We start from the raw sequence: 18,122 nt of genomic DNA, 5'->3' as shown, positions 1-18,122 counted from the left end.
TTTATCAATCGCTTGCGGCCTATCACTGGTCGCACGCTTTCGGGAATGAGCACTTCATGGCCAGCAATCTCCCTCGTCTGTCGCACCACATTTCGGTCTCCGCGATGAGGCATTTCAAAGCGCTTCAGGAGCGCCACGGCATGAAGCCCGCCGAACTTCTGACCTATCTAATTGAACGAGAGTTCGAGGACGTGGACCGATATGTTCAAGCCCAGGTCGGGCATCAGTCGGTCCTGGCGCTGGCGCTGACTACAGCCGTGGTGCGAAAGCAGCTGGACGCCACGGAAATCGAACATTTGAGAGGCTTGGCGAGCGAAGCAGCCACGATGTTGTTCGGTCCGGTTCCGAAGATGCCCTATGATTTTCGTTCGACTACGTCGCCGACGGATTCCCGTCTTTGGGCTCTGGCTGACGCGTTAGTGAGGGCATGAGGGGGCTTTGGGTAGGTAGCCGTCAGTCTTCCTTGGCACGCGAAAAAGGCGGGTTTAATCACCGCTCAAACACCCGGGCGAAGATCCTCTAGGAACTCCGAACCTGGCGCGAGTCCGCTGAGCAACAGGCGGTCACGTGCTCGAGTGCAGGCGACGTAGAGTAGGTGCCTCTCGGTCTCGTAGACGTCGTCAAGGTCGGCCTGGTCGATCACCGCGTCAACCCGCTCCGGCGCGGGCAAAACGTCGTCGTCGCAGGCCATCACGGAGACCCAGCGAAACTCCAGGCCCTTGGCGAGGTGCATGACTCCAATGGAAATGCGGCCCTCAGCCTCGGTACGATCGCCGGAGATCTCGATCACCTCGACCCCCGCAATAGCGGCTGCGGCGCGCGCCCGTTGGAGTTCGTGGGGAGAGCGAACAAAGAGGCCGATCTGTTCTGGGGCAAGGCCCTTTTCAAGTGCTTCGCGGATGAAGGCGGCGACCCACGCCTGCTCCTGCTCCAGCGACGACGCCAGACGAACTTCAGGCGACGGTCCCTCGAAGGCCGAGATCGTGTCCCGACGGTCGGCTTCCTCGCCATCGACGTCCCGCACGGACGCCGGGAGCAGGGCGTCTGCGGCCTCGCGGATCTGCTGCGAGGTCCTGTAGTTGACTTTCAAGGTGGAGGAGCGGCCTCGCAGATCCACGCCCAGCTCACGCCAGGAGAAGGGTTGCTGAAAGATGCGTTGACCAAGATCGCCCGCGAAGAACAGCCGGTCTGCCCCCTCGACGGGGGCGATGGCGCGCATCAGGCGCAGTTCCGCGACGCCAAGGTCCTGAGCCTCATCGACCACGACATGGCTGAATGGCTTGTCCTTCCGCCCCTCGAAGTAATCCGCCAGGGTGTTGAATAGCATCGGCAGGGTCATCAACCCCTGGCCCTCCAGTCGCGCCCTGGCGCGTTCGAACACCGGCCACAGCGCCTCGCGCTGGCGTGCGCCCAGTCGCGTCTTGCGTCCCAGGCGCGGCACAACCGCATAAGCTTCGGCCGAGTTCACCCGGCGTGGATCCACCACCTGCTGCCATTCGATGTCTAGGAACCGCTGCGAGAAGCCGGCAAGCCCGGTCTCCGCCGCCGCCCCTGCGAGCGCCGCCTCTATCTGTTCCGGCCGAGCTAGCCTTGGTCGCAGTGCGAAAGCCAACTCGTAGAGCTCGGCCGCGACCGCCTCGAACGAAGCGACCGTCGCCCGACTCGCTGCGCCTCGGTCCTGGGCCAGCAACACCCCCAGCTTGGTCTGCAGGTGTCGCGCGAGCGGTTCGGAGAAGGTGGTCAGCAGCACCCGGGCGGCCGGGTCGCTTTTCAGAGCCCGAGCGGTCCGATGGAGCGCCACTACCGTCTTGCCGGTGCCGGCCGAGCCCGTCGCGCGGGCGGGACCGTTGTAGCGCCGCGCCACCACCTCGCGCTGCGTCGGGTGAAGGAAGATCGACCACTTCTCCCAAGGCGCCTCCAGCGCCGCCGCCAGCTCGTCGGCGTTGTCGAAGGCGACGAAACGCCGGCGCGCGTCCGGATGCTCGAACGGATTGGCTTCCGCCGCCGCAGGGACAGCGGCCTGCAGCCGTCCTGTCGAGGCGTATTCCAGGAGCGCCTCGGCGGCCTCGCGCGGCAGGTGTTCAGCGAGATCGAAGAAGTCGTCTTCGACCGTGCGCCGCACAGGCGTCAGCCATTCCTCCGGTACGCCCACGCCCAGCAGGACCTCGTCGTCCAGGCCGTCGAAGAGGAAACGGATCGGCGCCTCGGCGACCATGGACAGAGGCGCCTCCTCGGGGGTCCACCAGCGGGCCAGGTCCGGCTGCGCCTCTTCCACCCGCTCGCGCACCTCGACGATCTGGACCGCCCCGGTGCGCGGATGAGTCTCTATCCGCCGCCGCTCGGCCCAGGCGTAGGCGGCGTCATGGTGATCGACGTAGGCGACGAGCAGGCTCGCGCCGGTTTTATGCAAGATCAGTCTGATGTCGCGATTGACCCGCGCCGACCAGAAGTTGGGGTCCTTTGATGCTGTGATCCGGTGCATCTGCAGGCCCGGCGCAGACGGGTCCAGCTGCAGATCCATGACACTGACCTTCACCGCCTTCTGATCCTGCGCAGGTAAACGGGCGAGGGCGTCGGTGAAGGTGTCGGCGAGGCGGAAGTCCATCTTCAGATGATTATCCACTTTCTACCTGCCGTCCAATGCGGGTTTGGGACTGAAGAAACTAACGCTTTTACATGAGCGAATTCTGAATGGATTGGACGTATTACTCGATATTTGTAGGCGTTATTACCTGTTCTCCTGATCTGAAGGAGAGCGGGACGTGGCGGTTCAGCGCCGGCGATCTCGATTGTCAGGTTGTGGTCGTGCCTAACTATATTGCGCCTTAGGGGCGTCGCAATTGGATTGGCCTCGTCAAGCAGTGTTAGTTGGGGGAGGCTTAGTGCCTCCCACTCAATGCCGAAGTATCTCTCCCAGACGGGGCGAGGCGGTTGGACTTGAGTTTCTCGGCCCTGTCCTTGCTCCAGAGTGAGCTCCATAACAAGCGTTTGCAGCTTCGCCTGAGCGGGACGCTCCTTAGGAGGACTACGTCGAGGAACGTAAATCTTCGACAGAGTGTCTAGATCAGCTGAAGTTAACTCGGTACGACACAAAGCTGTTATTGCGTTTCGTACCTCGCTTAGAGACCGTTTGGATTTAAACTTTACCACGGCCTCTATGAGTGTATCCCGTGAATGTGCAGAGGCATTGGCCGATCCAACGAACGCGATCTTGTCGAACGCGATCATCTTCGCGTGGAGGTGCTTGGCGCTGAAGACGCGAACACCTTTAACTTGGAGGCGCCGGAGCGCGTCCGGGCAGGTCGATCCGGCGGCGACTGTAGGCGTAGTTGCGTCGACTACCAACGAGCTCCCGGGTAATAACGGTAGCAGTTCATCGCCCTTCGCGCCGAAGTATGCGATGGCAGCGAACGAAGGCGTAGTCGCAGCGTGGGCCGCTGCAGTAATCTCAGGCCAAACGCGAGGGGTCAGGATATCCACGATTACACCCTGAACACCTTCATCACCTCGTCCCCGAAGTGATTAATTACCTTCACCGCGATCCGACCGCACTTCGGGCGGTCGAACGGCCGGCTGACGTCGCGGTACAGCGTCGCCCAGGCCGCTTCGTCGATCTCGGCGCGCAGGGCGGTCTTCAGGGACTTGTACGGGTCGTTGGCGCCCAGGAAGTAGGCGTGGCGGACGAAGAAGCTTTCCTCGTCATAGTCGGTGTCGATGAACCAGGCGGCGATGGACTTGGTGTCGCCTGAGCGGACGTCGCCGGTGTTGGGATCGAAGACGTCGACGCCCAGCACCCGCACCTGCAGCTGGCCGCCGGCCAAGGTCTCGATCTCCACGTCCGGCTCGCCGAAGACGATGAACAGGTTGCCCTTGCCGGTGTTCTTCAGCTCGCCGGCCATGTGCAGGTCGGGGTTAATCTTGGCCTTCAGGATCGGCAGCGGGCCCATGCGGGTCAGCTCCGAGGCGTGGGCCTCGAAGTTGAAGGCGCAGGCGATCAGCACGTCGAAGCGCGCGTCGGTGGCCTCGCGCGCAGCGGCGGTCAGGTCGGGGCGGCTGGCGGTGCCGAACTCGGGGCCGATGAAGATGGCCGCGCGGCGCTCGGCGTCGCCCTCCACATACCGGCCTTCGGCGGCGATCCATTGGCCGGGCCAAGGGGTCAGGCTGGTGAACTCGATCCGGTCGGCCTTGGCGCCCTGCTGAACGCCGGACGTCCTCAGGTTCTCCAGCACCACCTCGGCGAAGTCGGTCGGCGGGGCGCTGGCCAGGTGGCGCTTGCGGCGGCCTTCGTCGGCCTCGATATCGTCATACAGGGCGTCGGCGTCAGACGGCGCCACCCGGTGCGGCGACAGGCTCTCGACCGTGAACGGCCCGGCCACCCGCACCTTGGCCCCATCGACATAGGGCCTGTCGTACAGCAGCTCGACGTCGGCGCGACGGGCGATGGAGGCTTCGATCTCCTTCTGGCGAGCGATGCGCGCGTCCCACCAGCGGCGGTGCAGGTCGATAGTCTCGTCGTCCCAGCCGGCCTGGACATCACGCGGGATCTCCCACTCCTCGTAACCGCGGCCGGTACGGGCGTTCAGCGCCTCGCGCAGCGGCTCCAGCTTCGCCTGCCACTCCTCCCAAATGACGTCGATCTCAGCGTTATTGGCAACCGAACCTGACGTTACTGTTCGAGCGCGCTCGTAGACAAAACCTTGGCGGATGTCCCCCTGCGCCCCGCCCAACGGCTGCGGCTCACCTGAAACATCCTGCTCCTTTTTTCGACCCTCCGCGCTATCCGCGAGTAGATAGTACGGATATCGCGCGCTCATCAGCCGCGTGCGCGCCAACGCCAAAGCAACGCGGCTTGTATCGATAGTGACCCAACGACGACCCCACTGTTCGGCAACGTGGGCCGTCGTGCCCGAGCCGCACGTGGGATCGAACACCAGGTCTCCAGGATCGGTCGCCATTAGGATGCATCGCTTAACAAGCTCAACATTCGTCTGAACGACGTAGATTGGAGCTGAAGCTCCGCCGATGCCGTCCCACCAGTTCGAAATCTGCTTGATCGACGGGGAAGGCGAGAAGCGTACGAACCGTACATCCCGTTCAAGCGGGGCAAGCCGATCAGCCCTCCCAAGCCGAACCATGCCCGGAACGGAACCATCGTCCTCTACAACGGTGTGCTTCCAGCAGTTCCCCTCCGTGATCGGAAAGGTTCGACCCCTGAAAGGAAATGGGTGAGATTGGTTGCGACGGTACCCCCCGCTCTTGAGAGGGTTTAACCCGTACGGACGTGCATCCGGGTATCGGTCACGGAATGTTTTGTAGTCCGCTCTGTAGTCCAATTTGTCACGAGCGGAGAGGGCAATAACTGAAATCCTTTCTCCGTTTGATAGCTCTACATATGGGAAGTCATCGAATATTTCTTCATCTTCCCTTACCTCCCAGATTCGTCGGAACTTAATCCGTGTGATGTTTTTGGCGTAGAAGATTATATAGTCGTTGACTGGATTGATTGTTCCACTTGTTTGACTTCCTTTTTTCTTTGCCAGAATTTCGGCCACGAAGTTTTCAACGCCAAAGACTTCATCCATCACCGCCCGCACGCGGTGGACGTTCTCGTCGCTGATCTGCACGAAGATCGAGCCGCTCTCCGTCAGCAACTCGCGCATCACCGTCAGCCGGTCGCGCAGATAGGTCAGGTAGGAGTGGATGCCGTCCTTCCAGGTGTCGCGGAAGGCCTTCACCTGTTCCGGCTCTCTGGAGATGTCGGTCTGTTTGCCGTCCTTGACGTCGCGGGACTGGGTCGAGACCTGCCAGTTCGAGTTGAACTTGATGCCGTAGGGCGGGTCGAAATAGATGCACTGCACCTTGCCGGCCAGCCGCTCGCGCTCGGCCAGCGAGGCCATGACCTGCAGGCTGTCGCCCAGGATCATGCGGTTCGACCAGTGCTGGTCGTGCTGATAGAATTCGGTCTTCGCCTCGGGGTCGACGCCGTTGAAGTCGGCGAACAGGTCGATGGTCTCGGCCGGCGCCTTGTCGCCCTTGGCCTGCTCGCTGCGGCGGCGCAGGTCGTCGATGATGGCGCGCGGGTGGATCTTCTCCTGGATATACAGCGGCGGGGTCTGGACGATCAGGTCCGACCAGTCCTGCGTATCCTTGCCGCGCCAGACCAGCTGGGCGTCGCCGATCTCGACCTCGCCCGTGTCGTGCAGCTGCCGCACCTGCGCCTCGGTCAGCCGGATGCGCACGCCGTTCCAGACGATCTGCGGGTCCAGGTCCTCGTCCCGCTCGCGCCGCTCGCCCTGCGCCAACGGGCGCGCCCGCGGGTAGGCCACGGGCTGCGACGGGTTCATCTCCTCGATGTACTGCGCCGTCGACTGCAGCTCCGCCGTCGGAATGTTCTTCCGCGTCGCCTCGTCGTGCGTCAGAGTGGTGACCTGCTTGGGGCCTTTGGGGGTGCGGGCCATCAGTCGTCCTCGGGCTCGTTAGGTTCAGGCGGCAGATTGGCGGCGTCGGCCGCTTCGATCGCGGCTACGGCGGCCTTGCTCTTGGGCTTGCGCAGCCCGGATTGCAGGCCGTCGATGTGCTCGAACAGGTCGGCGTTGATCGCCTGCCATAGCGGGTCGAGGATGAACTCTACACCCTCGCGACGCGCCAGCTTGGCCGCCGGTACGAAGTCGCTGTCTCCGGCCACAAGCAGGATGATGTCAGCTTGCCGCTTAAGCGTGATGGAGGCGATGTCGAGGCCGATCCTCATATCCACGCCCTTCTGGCGCAGACCGAGGCGCACATTCGCCGGCGTGATCTCGTCCCACCGCGCCTTCAACCGCCGGGCTTCGGCGAGCTGTTCCGGCGTCAAGGTCAGAGACGCGCCCTGTTGCACCGCATCGAGATCGAGGCCCTCCAGCCACGACTTCGTTCCGAGAAGCTTGCGAACCTTGTCGCCGGGCGGCGCCCAGTCGCTCTCTCTGTTCACCTTGCCCAATCTGAGCGCGACCTTCCGCTGCCGGCGCAGTATGTCGAACAACTCCCTGCGGAACACGGCTGTGGCGCTCTTGCCGAAGTCGATGGGACGGTTTTCGAGCGGGTGATGAGCGCTGCCGGCGTAGGGCACGGCATCATAGAAGAAGATGCGATAGACATCGTCCTGCCACCGCTCTTTGTCGGCCCCGGTCAGTTGGCGAACATGGGAGCGGCACATAATCCGAATGCACCGCGCCACCCCCTCGGCGCTGTCGCAGAAGTTGCTGGGGACGAGTTTCGGCAGCCGCTTCAGGAAGAAACCGCCGTCGATCAGAATAGCGACGCGACGGCTCGTCATGAGCCGTTCCTCAGAGGCAGGGCTGAATTGGAGAAGCCCCAGGGTTTCAGCGGTCGCTCAGGATAATCGAGCGTGCCTACTCCCAAGGGGCGAATGCACTCAGCGTATATGTGATTTGCTGACAGGGAGTAAACCCCTGCGAGGAGAAGACGGGGCTGCCCCATCACGCGGCAAGCTCCGCGTTGACAAGACCTTCGACCAGTCGTGCGAATTCTTCTTCGATCGCGAAGGCGTCGGTGAGTTCCGCGAATGCCCAGCGTCCCTGGGTTCCCAGGGCGTTCACGCCGGGAACCCAGAAGATGTTCATGGTCGAGGCCTTCAGCTGCGCGTCAAGGCCGCGATAGCCTTTGGTCTCCAGGATAAGGTTCAGCGGCTCCTCGCCGCCGTCGTTCAGCCGTACGATGAAGTCCGGCACGTAGCGGCGCGCCACCGCACCGTCGCGATAGGGGACCTCGAACTGCATGCCCTGGTTCTTCACATAGGCGACCACCCGGGGGTGGTCCTCCAGCACGCGCGCCAGCTCGGCCTCCCAGTCGCTGTCCAAAACCACATGACTGACGTGGCTCTTGTCCGCTCGCGTGGTCCAGACGGATTTGGTGGTGTTGAAGGCGACGAATCGAGTCGAGCCGCGAGGATTGTAGGAGTCGAGGATCGCCTTCACCCGCGCCTTGCCTTCGTGCGATCTCTGGCAAGCCATGAAGATCAGCTCGGCCGCCTGGGCTTCCAACGCCGGGTACATGATCGAGCCTAACGGCACGCCCTTGGCTGTCAGGTACCCCTCGGTGATCCAGCGCCTCGCGATGCGTTGGATTGGGCCGAATAGGTGCATCGGCGGGTCTTCACCCTCGTCGCGGTATCGGGTGTAGAGCAGCCGTTTAGCGATCCTGTAGGACAATTCGCTGGCGCGCGCGGCCTCAACGATCTCAGGCGTCAGCACGACGCCTTCGCCGACAACCCCTTCGTTCTGGACCTTGGAAGGGCCGACGTTGCCGGGGTTCAGCTCCAGGCGGCTGTCGTCTGTGAAGTGGGCGGTAATCGTCTCGTCGGGAAGATCGTAGCGGTATCCCTCAACGCGCGGGAAGACGATCTCCAGCTCGGCCTTGTCGACCAGTCGTTCCTTGAGCGCCTGCACTCGAGTGCTTTTCGCCGGCTTCTTGACCGGGGCAACGACCGGCTCAGCGGTGAAGTTGAATGGAATGCCGAGAATGTCCGCGTACTCGACGTCGAACAGGCCTTCCTTGTTCAGGTCGTATGACTGGCGGCGCAGGCCGCGCCCGACTACCTGCTCGCACAACAGCTGGGTGCCGAAGGCGCGAACGCCCATGATGTGCGTGACGGTGTTGGCGTCCCAGCCTTCCGTCAGCATCGATACGGAGACGACGCAGCGGATCTGCTCGCCGAGGCGGCTTTTACGTCCGACGGTGTTCATCACCTCGCGCAGCACATCCGTATCGGCGAGGTTCTCCGCCTCCTTGTGCATCCCCCGATCGCGCAACTCGCGTTTGAACTGCTCGATCTCAGGGCCCATCAAGTCGCGATAGCTCGCGTCCAGCGCCTCGCCTGCCTCGAGCGCTTCGGAATCGACCAACAGGGTGTTGAAACGGGTCAGCCGGTTGCCGTGTTCGTCGTAGTTCCGGAACAACGCCAGGTGGCCTGCATGGCGGAACTCCGGTTCGCCGTCCTCGCCTGGGCGTTCGAAGCCCGCGATCCACTCGTAGACCAGTTTCGACGTGGCGGTGTTGTTGCAGACGACAATGAACACCGGCGGAGTCTCGATGCCTTCCCGTCGCCATGCCTCGTAGGTCTTCTCGTAATGGCTGTAGAGAGCGTAAAGCGCCGTCTGCAGCTCAGGGGGGAAGCTGGCGGAGAGGGGGTCAAGGTCCCCTGATTTGCCGGCCCCTTTCTTCGGCATGCGCTTGCCGATGTGCTCCCAAAGCTCGCGATAGATCGGTGCGTCGCCGGTGACCGCGTTGTCAGCCACCGGGATGCGCGGTAGTTTGACGATGCCGCACTCAATCGCGTCCATCAGCGAGAAGTCCGATACCGTCCAGGGGAACAGCGTCCCCTCGCGATAGCCTGACCCGCGCAGGAAGAAGGGGGTGGCCGACAGGTCGTAGACCATGCGGACGCCCACCTTACGCTTCAGCGCTTCCAACCCCGAAATCCATAACCGGGCGGCCTCTGCGTTGCGCTTGGCTTCTTCTCGCTCTTCTGCCGCCACCGGAGCCTCGGCGTCGCCGCCCGCGCGTTCGCGATAGCAGTGGTGTGCCTCGTCGTTGATCACGACCAGATTCTTGAACGCTAGTAGCTCGCCGCAGGCGCGCTTGAGCATGGCGCCTTCGGTTTCCAACGTCTGGATAGGTTCGTCACGACCCTGCAGAAAGGCCCTGCCGACCTTTGACAGCTCCATGGTCTCGCGTCGTTTGAAGGCGTGGTAGTTGGCGATGACCACCTTGGCCTTCGCCATGTCTGGCAGAAGGTCCTGCGGGACCAGTTCACGGCGGGCGTAGTAGTTTTCGGGATGGCTAGGCTGCAGGATCTGTAAGCGGTCCCGAATGGTGATCCCCGGCGCCACGATCAAAAAAGCGCGGCTGAACCGATCGCTATTAGCCGCGCGAACAGCGTTCAGTGTTTGCCAAGCCATCAACATGGCCATGACCGTCGTCTTGCCCGCGCCTGTGGCCAGCTTAAGCGCCGTTCGTAACAACTCCGGATTGGCGTCCTGATTGGCTTGTCTGAGGTTCGCCACGAGGTGGGCATGCTGCTTCTGGCGCGGGGCGACCTCAGTGAGCCAGATCGCCGTTTCCACGGCCTCCACCTGGCAGAAAAATGGACGGACCGTTTCGAAATTGTGGTGCCGCCAGTATTGCAGCAGGCGCTGAGTGATCGGCGTCACTCCCCAATCCGCCGGGTTGGGCAGGCGCCGCCAGTTGGAGACGTGGGTACGGATCTCGTTGATGTTTTGGAGGGTGTAGGCCTGACCTTCCTCATCCTCCTGTTGCAGCCAGTCGCCCTGCGAGTCACGCTTCTTCTGCTTTTTCGCAGGGGGTACCGGTGAAATCAGCTCTGATCGCCGCCGGCCTTCCTTAGGAGGCAGGTTGAGCGGCTGTCCGTCCTCGCTCAGCGCATGATGCCGCCGTGGCTCCTCATACGGTGAGTTCAGGATCGGATTTTCGAAAAAGCCGTCGGCCATGCACTCCCCCGAGTTATAACCGGTGGTTTAGCGACCGAAACCCGCCCTGCACAGGGGTTGTGGGCGCCATGAGCAGAACTGCATACGAACGATGGTTGCCCAGATGGCGGCGAAGGGCGTGGGGCGGCTTCCGACCAACATCTATCCAGACGCAAAAACGCGAGGCACGGTTAGTCGTCGATGGCGTCTAGCGACCGAGCGATCCAAAAAAGCCGCTGCGCATCCCGTTTCCGCAGCCGGTCTTCTCGCGCCGCCCAAATGGCTTCGACCCAGGCAACATCATCCATGTCGTCGATGCCGAAGCGATTTTCAAAACAAGCGCGCATGAGGAACTTCACGCCCACGCCTCTGTACTGTGACAAAAACGTTGTAGAATCGCGAATATCGAGCAGCCACTCTACCTGCCTATAGCTGAGTTCTTTTGAGCGCCAAGGCCTTTGCAGACTTTCTAGAAAGTCAACATGCCTGTCTTCCAGATCATTCACCTCGCCATATGCGAGCAACTGGCGGACTAAGGCAGTCCATTCTGCGTGATCATGCCGAATTCGGGATATTTCACGTTCAGTTGCCACTGGAGCTCTCGCCTCAGCTTGGAAATGTAACTGAGAACAGCGTTATATCGATTCGGCATGGGTATGAATTTGCGAAATCCGGTATCCCGTATCCGCCCACTCTAGGACTGCGATATGTGCCGAACTTTGTGCGTTAAAGATCGTAATCCGCGTTGAATCAAACACCCGCTTAGTTTCTCTGCATCGCTGGAAGTTGAATTTCCCCTTTCAAGCCAAGGTGACACGCAACTGCGGAATGAGCTAAGTTTAGCAAATATCAGCTTCTTCTATAGAGGTATGAAATGTCCCTCTCGGAAAGTTTTCTGGCGATGCTTGGTCTGTCGCTGGTGTCGGGGGTGCTGCTGATCATCCTGAAGCATTTAGGCGAATGGCTTTTTATGAAGCTCATGCCTCGGTTACTGGGGGAGGGACGCTTCGCAGAGCTCCTACGCAGCACTGACCGAGACCGTGGGTCATGATCTGGCGTCCGAATAATATGCCTGCCGCGGCCCGCGCCGCACGAGTGAATAGCTCGTGCTGCGCCCGCCTTCGGCCTCTCTCGCCAAAACTCCTCGGTCCACCAAGTCGTTGATGTCCCGTAGGGCCGTGTCCGACGAAGTCTTCGCCAGCGCCGCCCACTTGGCGTTGGTGAGCTTGCCTTCGAAGCCGTCGAGCAGCCGGTTCAGCACCTTCCTCTGGCGTTCGTTCAACGGCTGATCGGCTAGGGCTTCCCAGAAGTGCGCCTTGCGCATGACGCTGGCTAGGATGGTCTCGGCGCCGTCGAAGGCGCGGTCGAGGCAGGCGATGAACCACAGCAGCCAAGCGGTGATGTCCAGGTCGCCTTTCTGGGTCGCCTCCAGCATCTCGTAATAGGCCTTCCGCTCGGCGCGGATCTGGGCGGACATGCTGTAGAAGCGCTGGGCCGTGCCCTCGGCTCGGGCCAGGGCGAGGTCGGCGATGGCGCGGGCGATGCGGCCGTTGCCGTCGTCGAAGGGGTGGTTGGTGACGAACCACAGGTGGGCGACGCCGGCCTTCAGCACCGGATCAGGTGCGGCGGTTTCGAACCAATTCAGGAAGGCGCCCATTTCGGAGTCCAGTCGCTCGGCAGCCGGGGCCTCGTAGTGGACGCGTTCGCGGCCGACCGGTCCTGAGACGACCTGCATTGGGTCGCCGTCCGGGGTGCGCCATGCTCCGACGGTGATCTTGGTCATGCCGCTGCGGCCCGTCGGGAAGAGGGCGGCGTGCCAGCCGAACAGGCGGTCAGCCGTAAGCGGCTGAGCGTAGTTCTGGGTGGCGTCGAGCATCATTTCGACGACGCCCTCCACGTTGCGATCAGCAGGGATCAGGCCGACGACATCCATGCCCAGACGGCGGGCGATGGAGGAGCGGACCTGGTCGCGGTCGAGGACTTCGCCCTCGATCTCGCTGGACTTCAATACGTCCTCGGTCAGGGTGCGGAGGACGGCTTCTTCGCGCAGCGGAAAGCCCAGGGCCTCCATCCGTCCGATCAGCCGGCCCTGGCGATGGCGGACGGCGGCGAGCGGTTGGGCAAGGACGCTGTCGTCCCAGGTCAGGTTGGGCCAGTCGGTCAGTTCGTGGATATAGGTCATATTTGCCGCATCAGTTGCGGTGAATGTGGGAGCTATTCGCCGCAAGGGCAAGGCATAATTGATGCAAATTGTGCGGTGAATATCGGGTGTATTCGCCGCATGCCTCTCGATCAGGCCGCGAGCTGCCGGGGTCCGCAGGGCTGCAATGCGATGGACACGCCTTTCGCCGCGAGCGGCCGACCGACGAGGTCTCTCAGTCGGGCGAAGGCTGTCTGGCTGGTGCAGAGGATGCGCCGTTCGTCGGGCTCCCATCTGGCGTGATCGAGGTAGCTCACCGCCGCGCCTTCCCCAGCGATCTGGACGACCGCCTGACGGATGTCGGTCTGGGCGAACGGGATGAGCCGCGCCGGCGTCTCGGCGCCGCCATCCGGTCGTCGGTTTTCGGCGGCGCGAAATCTTTTAATGGGTTCATAAAGGTATTGTCGGTCGCCGGTGACCGGTTTTCGTGTCGCTGATGTCCGGTTTTCCGGCGTTTGAGCGGTCGCCTGTGACCGCTTTTTGCGGATTTGATCGGTCGCCGACGACCGGTTTTGCGGCGCCTCGGCCGCGTCGCCAGGAAAGGTTGCGCGGCAGATGTTGGTGCGGCCGCGTCCCCGGCGGACCTCGACCTCCAGATAGTCGGCGGTCTGAAGCTCTTCGAGCAGGCGTCGCAGTTGGCGGGGGCTGACGCCCAGGCTGGTGGCCATGCTTTCCTGGCCGCGCCAGGCGCCGCCCTCGCAGGGGTTCAGGTCGTGGAGGATGAAGCCGGCGACGGCCTTGGCCTGGAGGCTGATCTTGGGATCGCTGGCGATCCGCTGATGCCAGACCAGTTTTTCGGCGACAAAGTTCTCGGGATTGAGGCGGCGCTTCATTTGTGTGCCCCCGACGTTGCGGTCGGGCAGGGCAGGGGGTAGAATCCCTTCGGCCTTGAGTGTTGTGCCAAGCTCATTCGAACCCCGCCGAGCGCTGCAACGCTGGCGGGGTTTTTCGTGTCCGGGAGGCGTCCCGAGGGGTTAGCCAAACGGGAAAAATCCCTAGGGATATCAATATGCGCTATATACCCCGTTAGACGACATAAGGCGTTGTATTCACTATAAGAAACGACTTCCTCTCTGTCCGCCACGGCTTTCCCTCCGTACCCCCCCCCTGCGAGCGAGTTGCTTCGGCCCGGCGATGGTCTGGACCTGCGCCGCTGAACCGAATAGCGCATGACAATGCGGAGAAGGCTACGGCTGGCCGCGCAGAACGCGTCGGAATTTTATCCCCTAAAAGACGAAACGCCGCGCCCGTCTTTTGTCCGAAATGTGTTGACGACGGTGCTCGCGCCGGTCGATTGAGTGTTTGAATTGCGCCGTGGGGTTGCAAGCTTAAGCGTTCGGCCGTCGGCCGAAGAGGGGGAAAGAGTGGCTTTCAGTTTCAAAATCGGCCTGATGGCTGCGACGGCGGGCGTGTCGGTCCTGGCGGGCGCGGCGGCGGCGCAGACGGCGCCGACCCCGCCGGCCGGCGGCTTCTATATGGCCAATGGGACGCGCACGACCAACTATCAGACGGCCCTGGCCTCGTGGCGGTCGGACGCCCAGTTTTCGGTCGACTATTCCAAGCGTTTCCTGGGGCTGGAACATGCCTACGCCATGGGTTTGACCGGGCGGGGTCAGACGATCGGGGTCAATGACGCCGGCGTCTATATGGACCACCCCCTGTTCGGATCGGCGGGCAAGGTGACGGGGCTGCGAACCCAGGTCGTCGAGGGCTACGGCAATGACGGGCGGATCAATCCGCGTCGTCGATGGGAGGGCCACGGCACCCATGTGGCGGGCACCATCGCCGGCGACCGGGTCGCGGGTCAGCCCATGTTCGGCAACGCCTACGGCGCCAAGCTCTACGCCGCCACCACCAACTTCGCGGCCGGCGACTTCCTGTGGTTCAAGGACGTCTATATCGACGGCGACATCGTCGCGACCTCGAACCAGAACATCGTCGATCTGGCCAATACGGGGCAGGTGCGCATCATCAACAACAGCTGGGGCAGCGGCACGTCCCTGCCGTACAATGCGTCGCTGTCGACCGTTCTGGCGTCGATGAACCGGAACTACGGCGACTACTACAAGCCCGTGCTGGACAAGGACGTGCTGGTGGTCTTCTCGGCCGGCAACGGCTATGGCGTCCACGCCAGCATCGACGCCGTGGCGCCCCTGTCGGATCCGCGCCTGCGCTCCAACTGGCTGTCGGTCGCCAACTATTCCAGCTTTGCCGCCGCCGACCCGTCGACCAGCTTCTGCGGTCAGACGGCGACCTGGTGCGTCGCCGGACCGGGTTCGGCCGTCGTCTCGTCCGTGCCCGCCTATACGATGGACCGGGCCGGCATCCTGGCCCTATATCCCCGGGCGAACTATACGGGACTCTATGCTGCGACCACCGTCTCGGCCCTGCAATCTGCGGCCGTGAACCAGTTTCTGGTCGTGCTGAACAACTATCTCGACGCGCGAGAAGCCGGCGGACCCGGTTATGACGAGGACGCGCAACGGCGCGAAGTGGCTCGGCAAGCGGCGGCCATCACCCTGGTTGCGGGAGCCCGCCTGGGCGATCCCGACAGCTTCACCTCCACCCTGGCGGGCTTGCTGGTCTCGACCAACAACATGGCGATCCTGACCCCGGCCTTCTCCGGCGCCGTGCTCGAATACGCCAACGCCGAACTGCAGCGGGTGCTGAACCAGTACATCCGCTACACCGGCGCCGGCTATGCGGCCTATACCGGCACGTCGATGGCGGCGCCGAACGTGTCGGGCTTCGCCGCCCTCCTGATGGAGAACTTCCCCGAATATTCCACGGCCCTGATTTCGGACATTCTGGTGTCCAGCTCGCGGGATCTGGACACGCCGGGCGTCGATCTGAAGTCCGGCTGGGGCGCGCCCCAGATGAACGTCGCCTTGGGCGGCCCGACCGCTTTGCGGGCGACCCGCGACGTCACCGTGGCGGTCGGCACCGTCGATGTCTGGAGCAACAACATCGGCGACGCCCGCGACCGCTATTCGGCCGAGGTGCGGGCCAACTTCGGCAATGACATCGGCGGTCTGGTCAAGAAGGGCGGGGGGCAGCTGATCCTGACCGGCGCCAATGACTACAGCGGCCCGACCCGCGTCGAGGGCGGTCTTCTGACCGTCAACGGCAGCCTGCTGCGTTCGAACGCCACCGTCGGCGGCGTGGGCATGATCGGCGGCGTCGGTCGTCTGCTGAACCTGACGGCGGAAAGCGGCGGCGTGGTCGCGCCGGGCGACGGGGCCAATCCGTTCGGAACCCTGACCGTCGCCGGCGACGTCAACTTCAAGCCGGGCTCCTTCCTGTGGATCCGCTCCAGCGTCAACGGCGGCGCCTATTCGCGGCTGAACGTCGGCGGGGCGACGCGCCTCGAGGGCGGTCAGGTCGTGCTGAAGGCCGACAGCGGCGAGTGGAACCTGCGCTCGCGGATGAACATCATTCAATCGACGGGCGCAGTCACCGGCGCCTTCACCGGGGCGCAGAGCGATCTGGCCTTCCTGACGCCGGTCCTGACCTATTCGACCAACGGGGTCACGCTGACGGTGCGCCGCAACGACGTGACGGTGGCGTCTCTAGGCGCCAACTCGAACCAGAAGTCGGCGGGCGCAGCCCTGGACGTGATGATCAACGGATCGGCGACCGGCGGAAGCCGCGACCTGTCGCTGGAGAACGCCCTGCTGGACGCCAGCGTGCCCGCGGTTCAGGCCGCCCTGCCCAGCCTGACCGGCGAGGTTCACGCCTCTCTGGCCGGCCTGGCGGTGTCCGACACGCGCGCGATCCGCGAGGCCATGTCGGATCGCGGCCGGGGTCAGGCCGGCGGTCAGACCTATGCGGGCAACGGGGTTTCGGTCTGGGGCAGCGGCGTCTTCGGCGACGGCCGCGGCTCGCGTCATGACGGCCTGGCGGCCTTCCGCAGCGAATCGTCCGGCTATCTGGTCGGGGCCGAAAAGGCGCTGTCGGACGATGTTCACATCGGCTTGGCCTTGGGCGAAAGCCGTTCGGAACTGCGGTCGGCGCGGCTGAACTCGACGGGTCGTGTCAACAGCGAACAGATCGGCGTCTACGGCGGCGGCGCCCTGGGCGACTTCCAGGTCCGTGTCGGCGGATCCTGGGCCAAGGCCGACGTCCGCACCGACCGCACCGCTCAGTTGAACCAGTTCAGCAACGCCTTGGCCGGCGACTATGACGGCGACGTCTGGCAGGTCTATGGCGAACTCGCCTGGAGCCGGGCGGTCGGGGCGACGATGTTCGAACCCTACGGCGCCTTCAGCCATGTCCAATACGACGCCGACGTGGTCGAGGTCGGCGGAGACGCCGCCCTGTCGGGCCAGGTCGAACAGACGGCGGATCTGGTCACGGCCGGCTTCCGCACCCGCACCGTCCTGGCCGGCGGTCAGGGCCGTCCGCGTCTGTCGGCGGTGACCCACCTGGCCTATACCCACGATCTGAACGGCGACGGGCCAGTCTTCGACGCCGCCTTCGCCGATGGACCCGGCTTCGTGATCAGCGGCGCCAATCCGGGGGACGACGTCATCTCCGGCGGCCTGGCCTTCACCGTCCAGGCGACCGAACGGACCGCGCTGGAGATGGGCTACACCGGCCTCTACAAGGACGAATACCGCGACAACCGCATCTTCGGCCGGTTCAGCGTCAAGTTCTGATTCCCGCCTGAACGCTGACTTTCGCGCCCCTGACGGCTCCGTCAGGGGCGCGATCGTTTCAGGCTCAGTCGAAAGACTTCAGTGGGGACCGGCGGACAGGGCGTCGTCGTCCAGGAAGAAGGGCCGGTCGCGATTGGCCGGGCGATGTTCAATCCAGGCGCCGGGCTGACCGATCCTTTGCTCGACCGCCTGAACCGCGCCCCGCATGAAGGCTTCTGGCGAGACGGCTTCGGACTGCGGCGCGATCGGCGTCTCTGGATCGCCGTGCAGGACGGCGGCGGCGTAGATGTCGAGCTGAAGTCCCTGGCGCGCGCCGTCGCGATAGGGAAAGAGACAGAGGGTGTAGCGGGTCCCGACCGGCCCGACCTGACGCGGGCTGACTTCGGCGCGCCAGGCGGCGCCGTTGCAGACGACCGTGCGGACCGGCCGCAGCCAGCCCGCCGCGGCGCGCGTCGTCGGACCCTCCAGCCCAAAACCCGTCGGCGCGGCCGGGTCCGCCAGGGTAAAACGACCGGGCGTGCGGGGCGGGGCGCCGGAGGCTTGGCGGCGGGTGACGACCCGGAAGCCCTGACGGCGCAGATGGCGCTCCAAGGCTTGGGCGACGCTGCGGCCGTCGTGGCGGGTCTGGAAGTCGATGACGGCGTAGGCCTGATCGACGGTCCAACGCCCCGTCGTCTGCGCAGCCGCAGTCCCAGCCTGTCCCAGGGCCGCCAGCGCCAGGATGGTCGACAGTATCGAGCGCATCGCCATGAACCATCTTGGCTCCGGCTGGGCGGCCGT

11 protein-coding genes are annotated in these 18,122 nt (G+C 63.7%); 2 read left to right on the top strand and 9 right to left on the bottom strand.

Annotated features, from left to right (window positions below; genetic code table 11):
* Positions 1-56 precede the first annotated feature (56 nt).
* Entirely contained in the window at positions 57-431 is a 375-nt protein-coding gene (locus tag AC1RKE_RS15150; protein ID WP_348684478.1) for a hypothetical protein, read from the top strand.
* Between the two features lie 65 nt (positions 432-496).
* On the opposite strand, the gene AC1RKE_RS15145 is transcribed toward AC1RKE_RS15150, so the two are convergent.
* The 8 genes from AC1RKE_RS15145 to AC1RKE_RS15110 form a co-directional block, all read right to left on the bottom strand.
* Positions 497-2,605, bottom strand: coding sequence for a 3'-5' exonuclease (locus AC1RKE_RS15145; protein WP_492897385.1), 2,109 nt, complete (start codon positions 2,603-2,605; stop codon positions 497-499).
* A gap of 2 nt (positions 2,606-2,607) precedes the next feature.
* A complete protein-coding gene (locus AC1RKE_RS15140) occupies positions 2,608-3,480 on the bottom strand; it encodes a phospholipase D family protein (RefSeq protein ID WP_395941878.1) in 873 nt (290 codons plus the stop codon).
* 2 nt (positions 3,481-3,482) lie between these two features.
* Positions 3,483-6,458: a site-specific DNA-methyltransferase gene (locus AC1RKE_RS15135; RefSeq protein WP_348683726.1), complete on the bottom strand. Its 2,976-nt coding sequence runs from the start codon at positions 6,456-6,458 to the stop codon at positions 3,483-3,485.
* A complete protein-coding gene (locus tag AC1RKE_RS15130; protein ID WP_348683724.1) occupies positions 6,458-7,312 on the bottom strand; it encodes an NYN domain-containing protein in 855 nt (284 codons plus the stop codon). Before AC1RKE_RS15130 ends, AC1RKE_RS15135 begins: the two co-directional genes overlap by 1 nt.
* Before the next feature lie 163 nt (positions 7,313-7,475).
* Positions 7,476-10,505 (bottom strand): BPTD_3080 family restriction endonuclease, encoded by a 3,030-nt coding sequence (locus AC1RKE_RS15125; protein ID WP_348683723.1) that lies wholly within the window; start codon positions 10,503-10,505, stop codon positions 7,476-7,478.
* 170 nt (positions 10,506-10,675) lie between these two features.
* Complete coding sequence (locus AC1RKE_RS15120; RefSeq protein ID WP_348683722.1) at positions 10,676-10,990, bottom strand: hypothetical protein; 315 nt, start codon at positions 10,988-10,990, stop codon at positions 10,676-10,678.
* Between the two features lie 539 nt (positions 10,991-11,529).
* Positions 11,530-12,666 (bottom strand): Fic family protein, encoded by a 1,137-nt coding sequence (locus AC1RKE_RS15115; protein ID WP_348683720.1) that lies wholly within the window; start codon positions 12,664-12,666, stop codon positions 11,530-11,532.
* Between the two features lie 110 nt (positions 12,667-12,776).
* The gene (locus AC1RKE_RS15110) at positions 12,777-13,517 is read right to left on the bottom strand and encodes a hypothetical protein (RefSeq protein WP_348683718.1); all 741 of its coding nucleotides are present in this window, start codon (positions 13,515-13,517) and stop codon (positions 12,777-12,779) included.
* 531 nt (positions 13,518-14,048) lie between these two features.
* Here AC1RKE_RS15110 and AC1RKE_RS15105 point away from each other — a divergent pair.
* Complete coding sequence (locus AC1RKE_RS15105) at positions 14,049-17,342, top strand: S8 family serine peptidase (RefSeq protein ID WP_492897381.1); 3,294 nt, start codon at positions 14,049-14,051, stop codon at positions 17,340-17,342.
* Positions 17,343-17,420: 78 nt separating this feature from the next.
* On the opposite strand, the gene AC1RKE_RS15100 is transcribed toward AC1RKE_RS15105, so the two are convergent.
* The gene (locus AC1RKE_RS15100; RefSeq protein WP_201464163.1) at positions 17,421-18,092 is read right to left on the bottom strand and encodes a hypothetical protein; all 672 of its coding nucleotides are present in this window, start codon (positions 18,090-18,092) and stop codon (positions 17,421-17,423) included.
* Positions 18,093-18,122 lie beyond the last annotated feature (30 nt).

The sequence above is a fragment of the Brevundimonas sp. GW822-FHT03E11 genome (genome assembly GCF_058801445.1).
This window is presented reverse-complemented; position numbering and strand designations above follow the sequence as displayed.

What these genes read in the sequence shown, in the direction of transcription:
- AC1RKE_RS15145 (WP_492897385.1), bottom strand. Translation starts at nt 2,605, where the DNA reads ATGGACTTCCGCCTCGCCGACACCTTCACCGACGCCCTCGCCCGTTTA.
- AC1RKE_RS15125 (WP_348683723.1), bottom strand. Translation starts at nt 10,505, where the DNA reads ATGGCCGACGGCTTTTTCGAAAATCCGATCCTGAACTCACCGTATGAG.
- AC1RKE_RS15135 (WP_348683726.1), bottom strand. Translation starts at nt 6,458, where the DNA reads ATGGCCCGCACCCCCAAAGGCCCCAAGCAGGTCACCACTCTGACGCAC.
- AC1RKE_RS15130 (WP_348683724.1), bottom strand. Translation starts at nt 7,312, where the DNA reads ATGACGAGCCGTCGCGTCGCTATTCTGATCGACGGCGGTTTCTTCCTG.
- AC1RKE_RS15150 (WP_348684478.1), top strand. Translation starts at nt 57, where the DNA reads ATGGCCAGCAATCTCCCTCGTCTGTCGCACCACATTTCGGTCTCCGCG.
- AC1RKE_RS15115 (WP_348683720.1), bottom strand. Translation starts at nt 12,666, where the DNA reads ATGACCTATATCCACGAACTGACCGACTGGCCCAACCTGACCTGGGAC.
- AC1RKE_RS15110 (WP_348683718.1), bottom strand. Translation starts at nt 13,517, where the DNA reads ATGAAGCGCCGCCTCAATCCCGAGAACTTTGTCGCCGAAAAACTGGTC.
- AC1RKE_RS15100 (WP_201464163.1), bottom strand. Translation starts at nt 18,092, where the DNA reads ATGGCGATGCGCTCGATACTGTCGACCATCCTGGCGCTGGCGGCCCTG.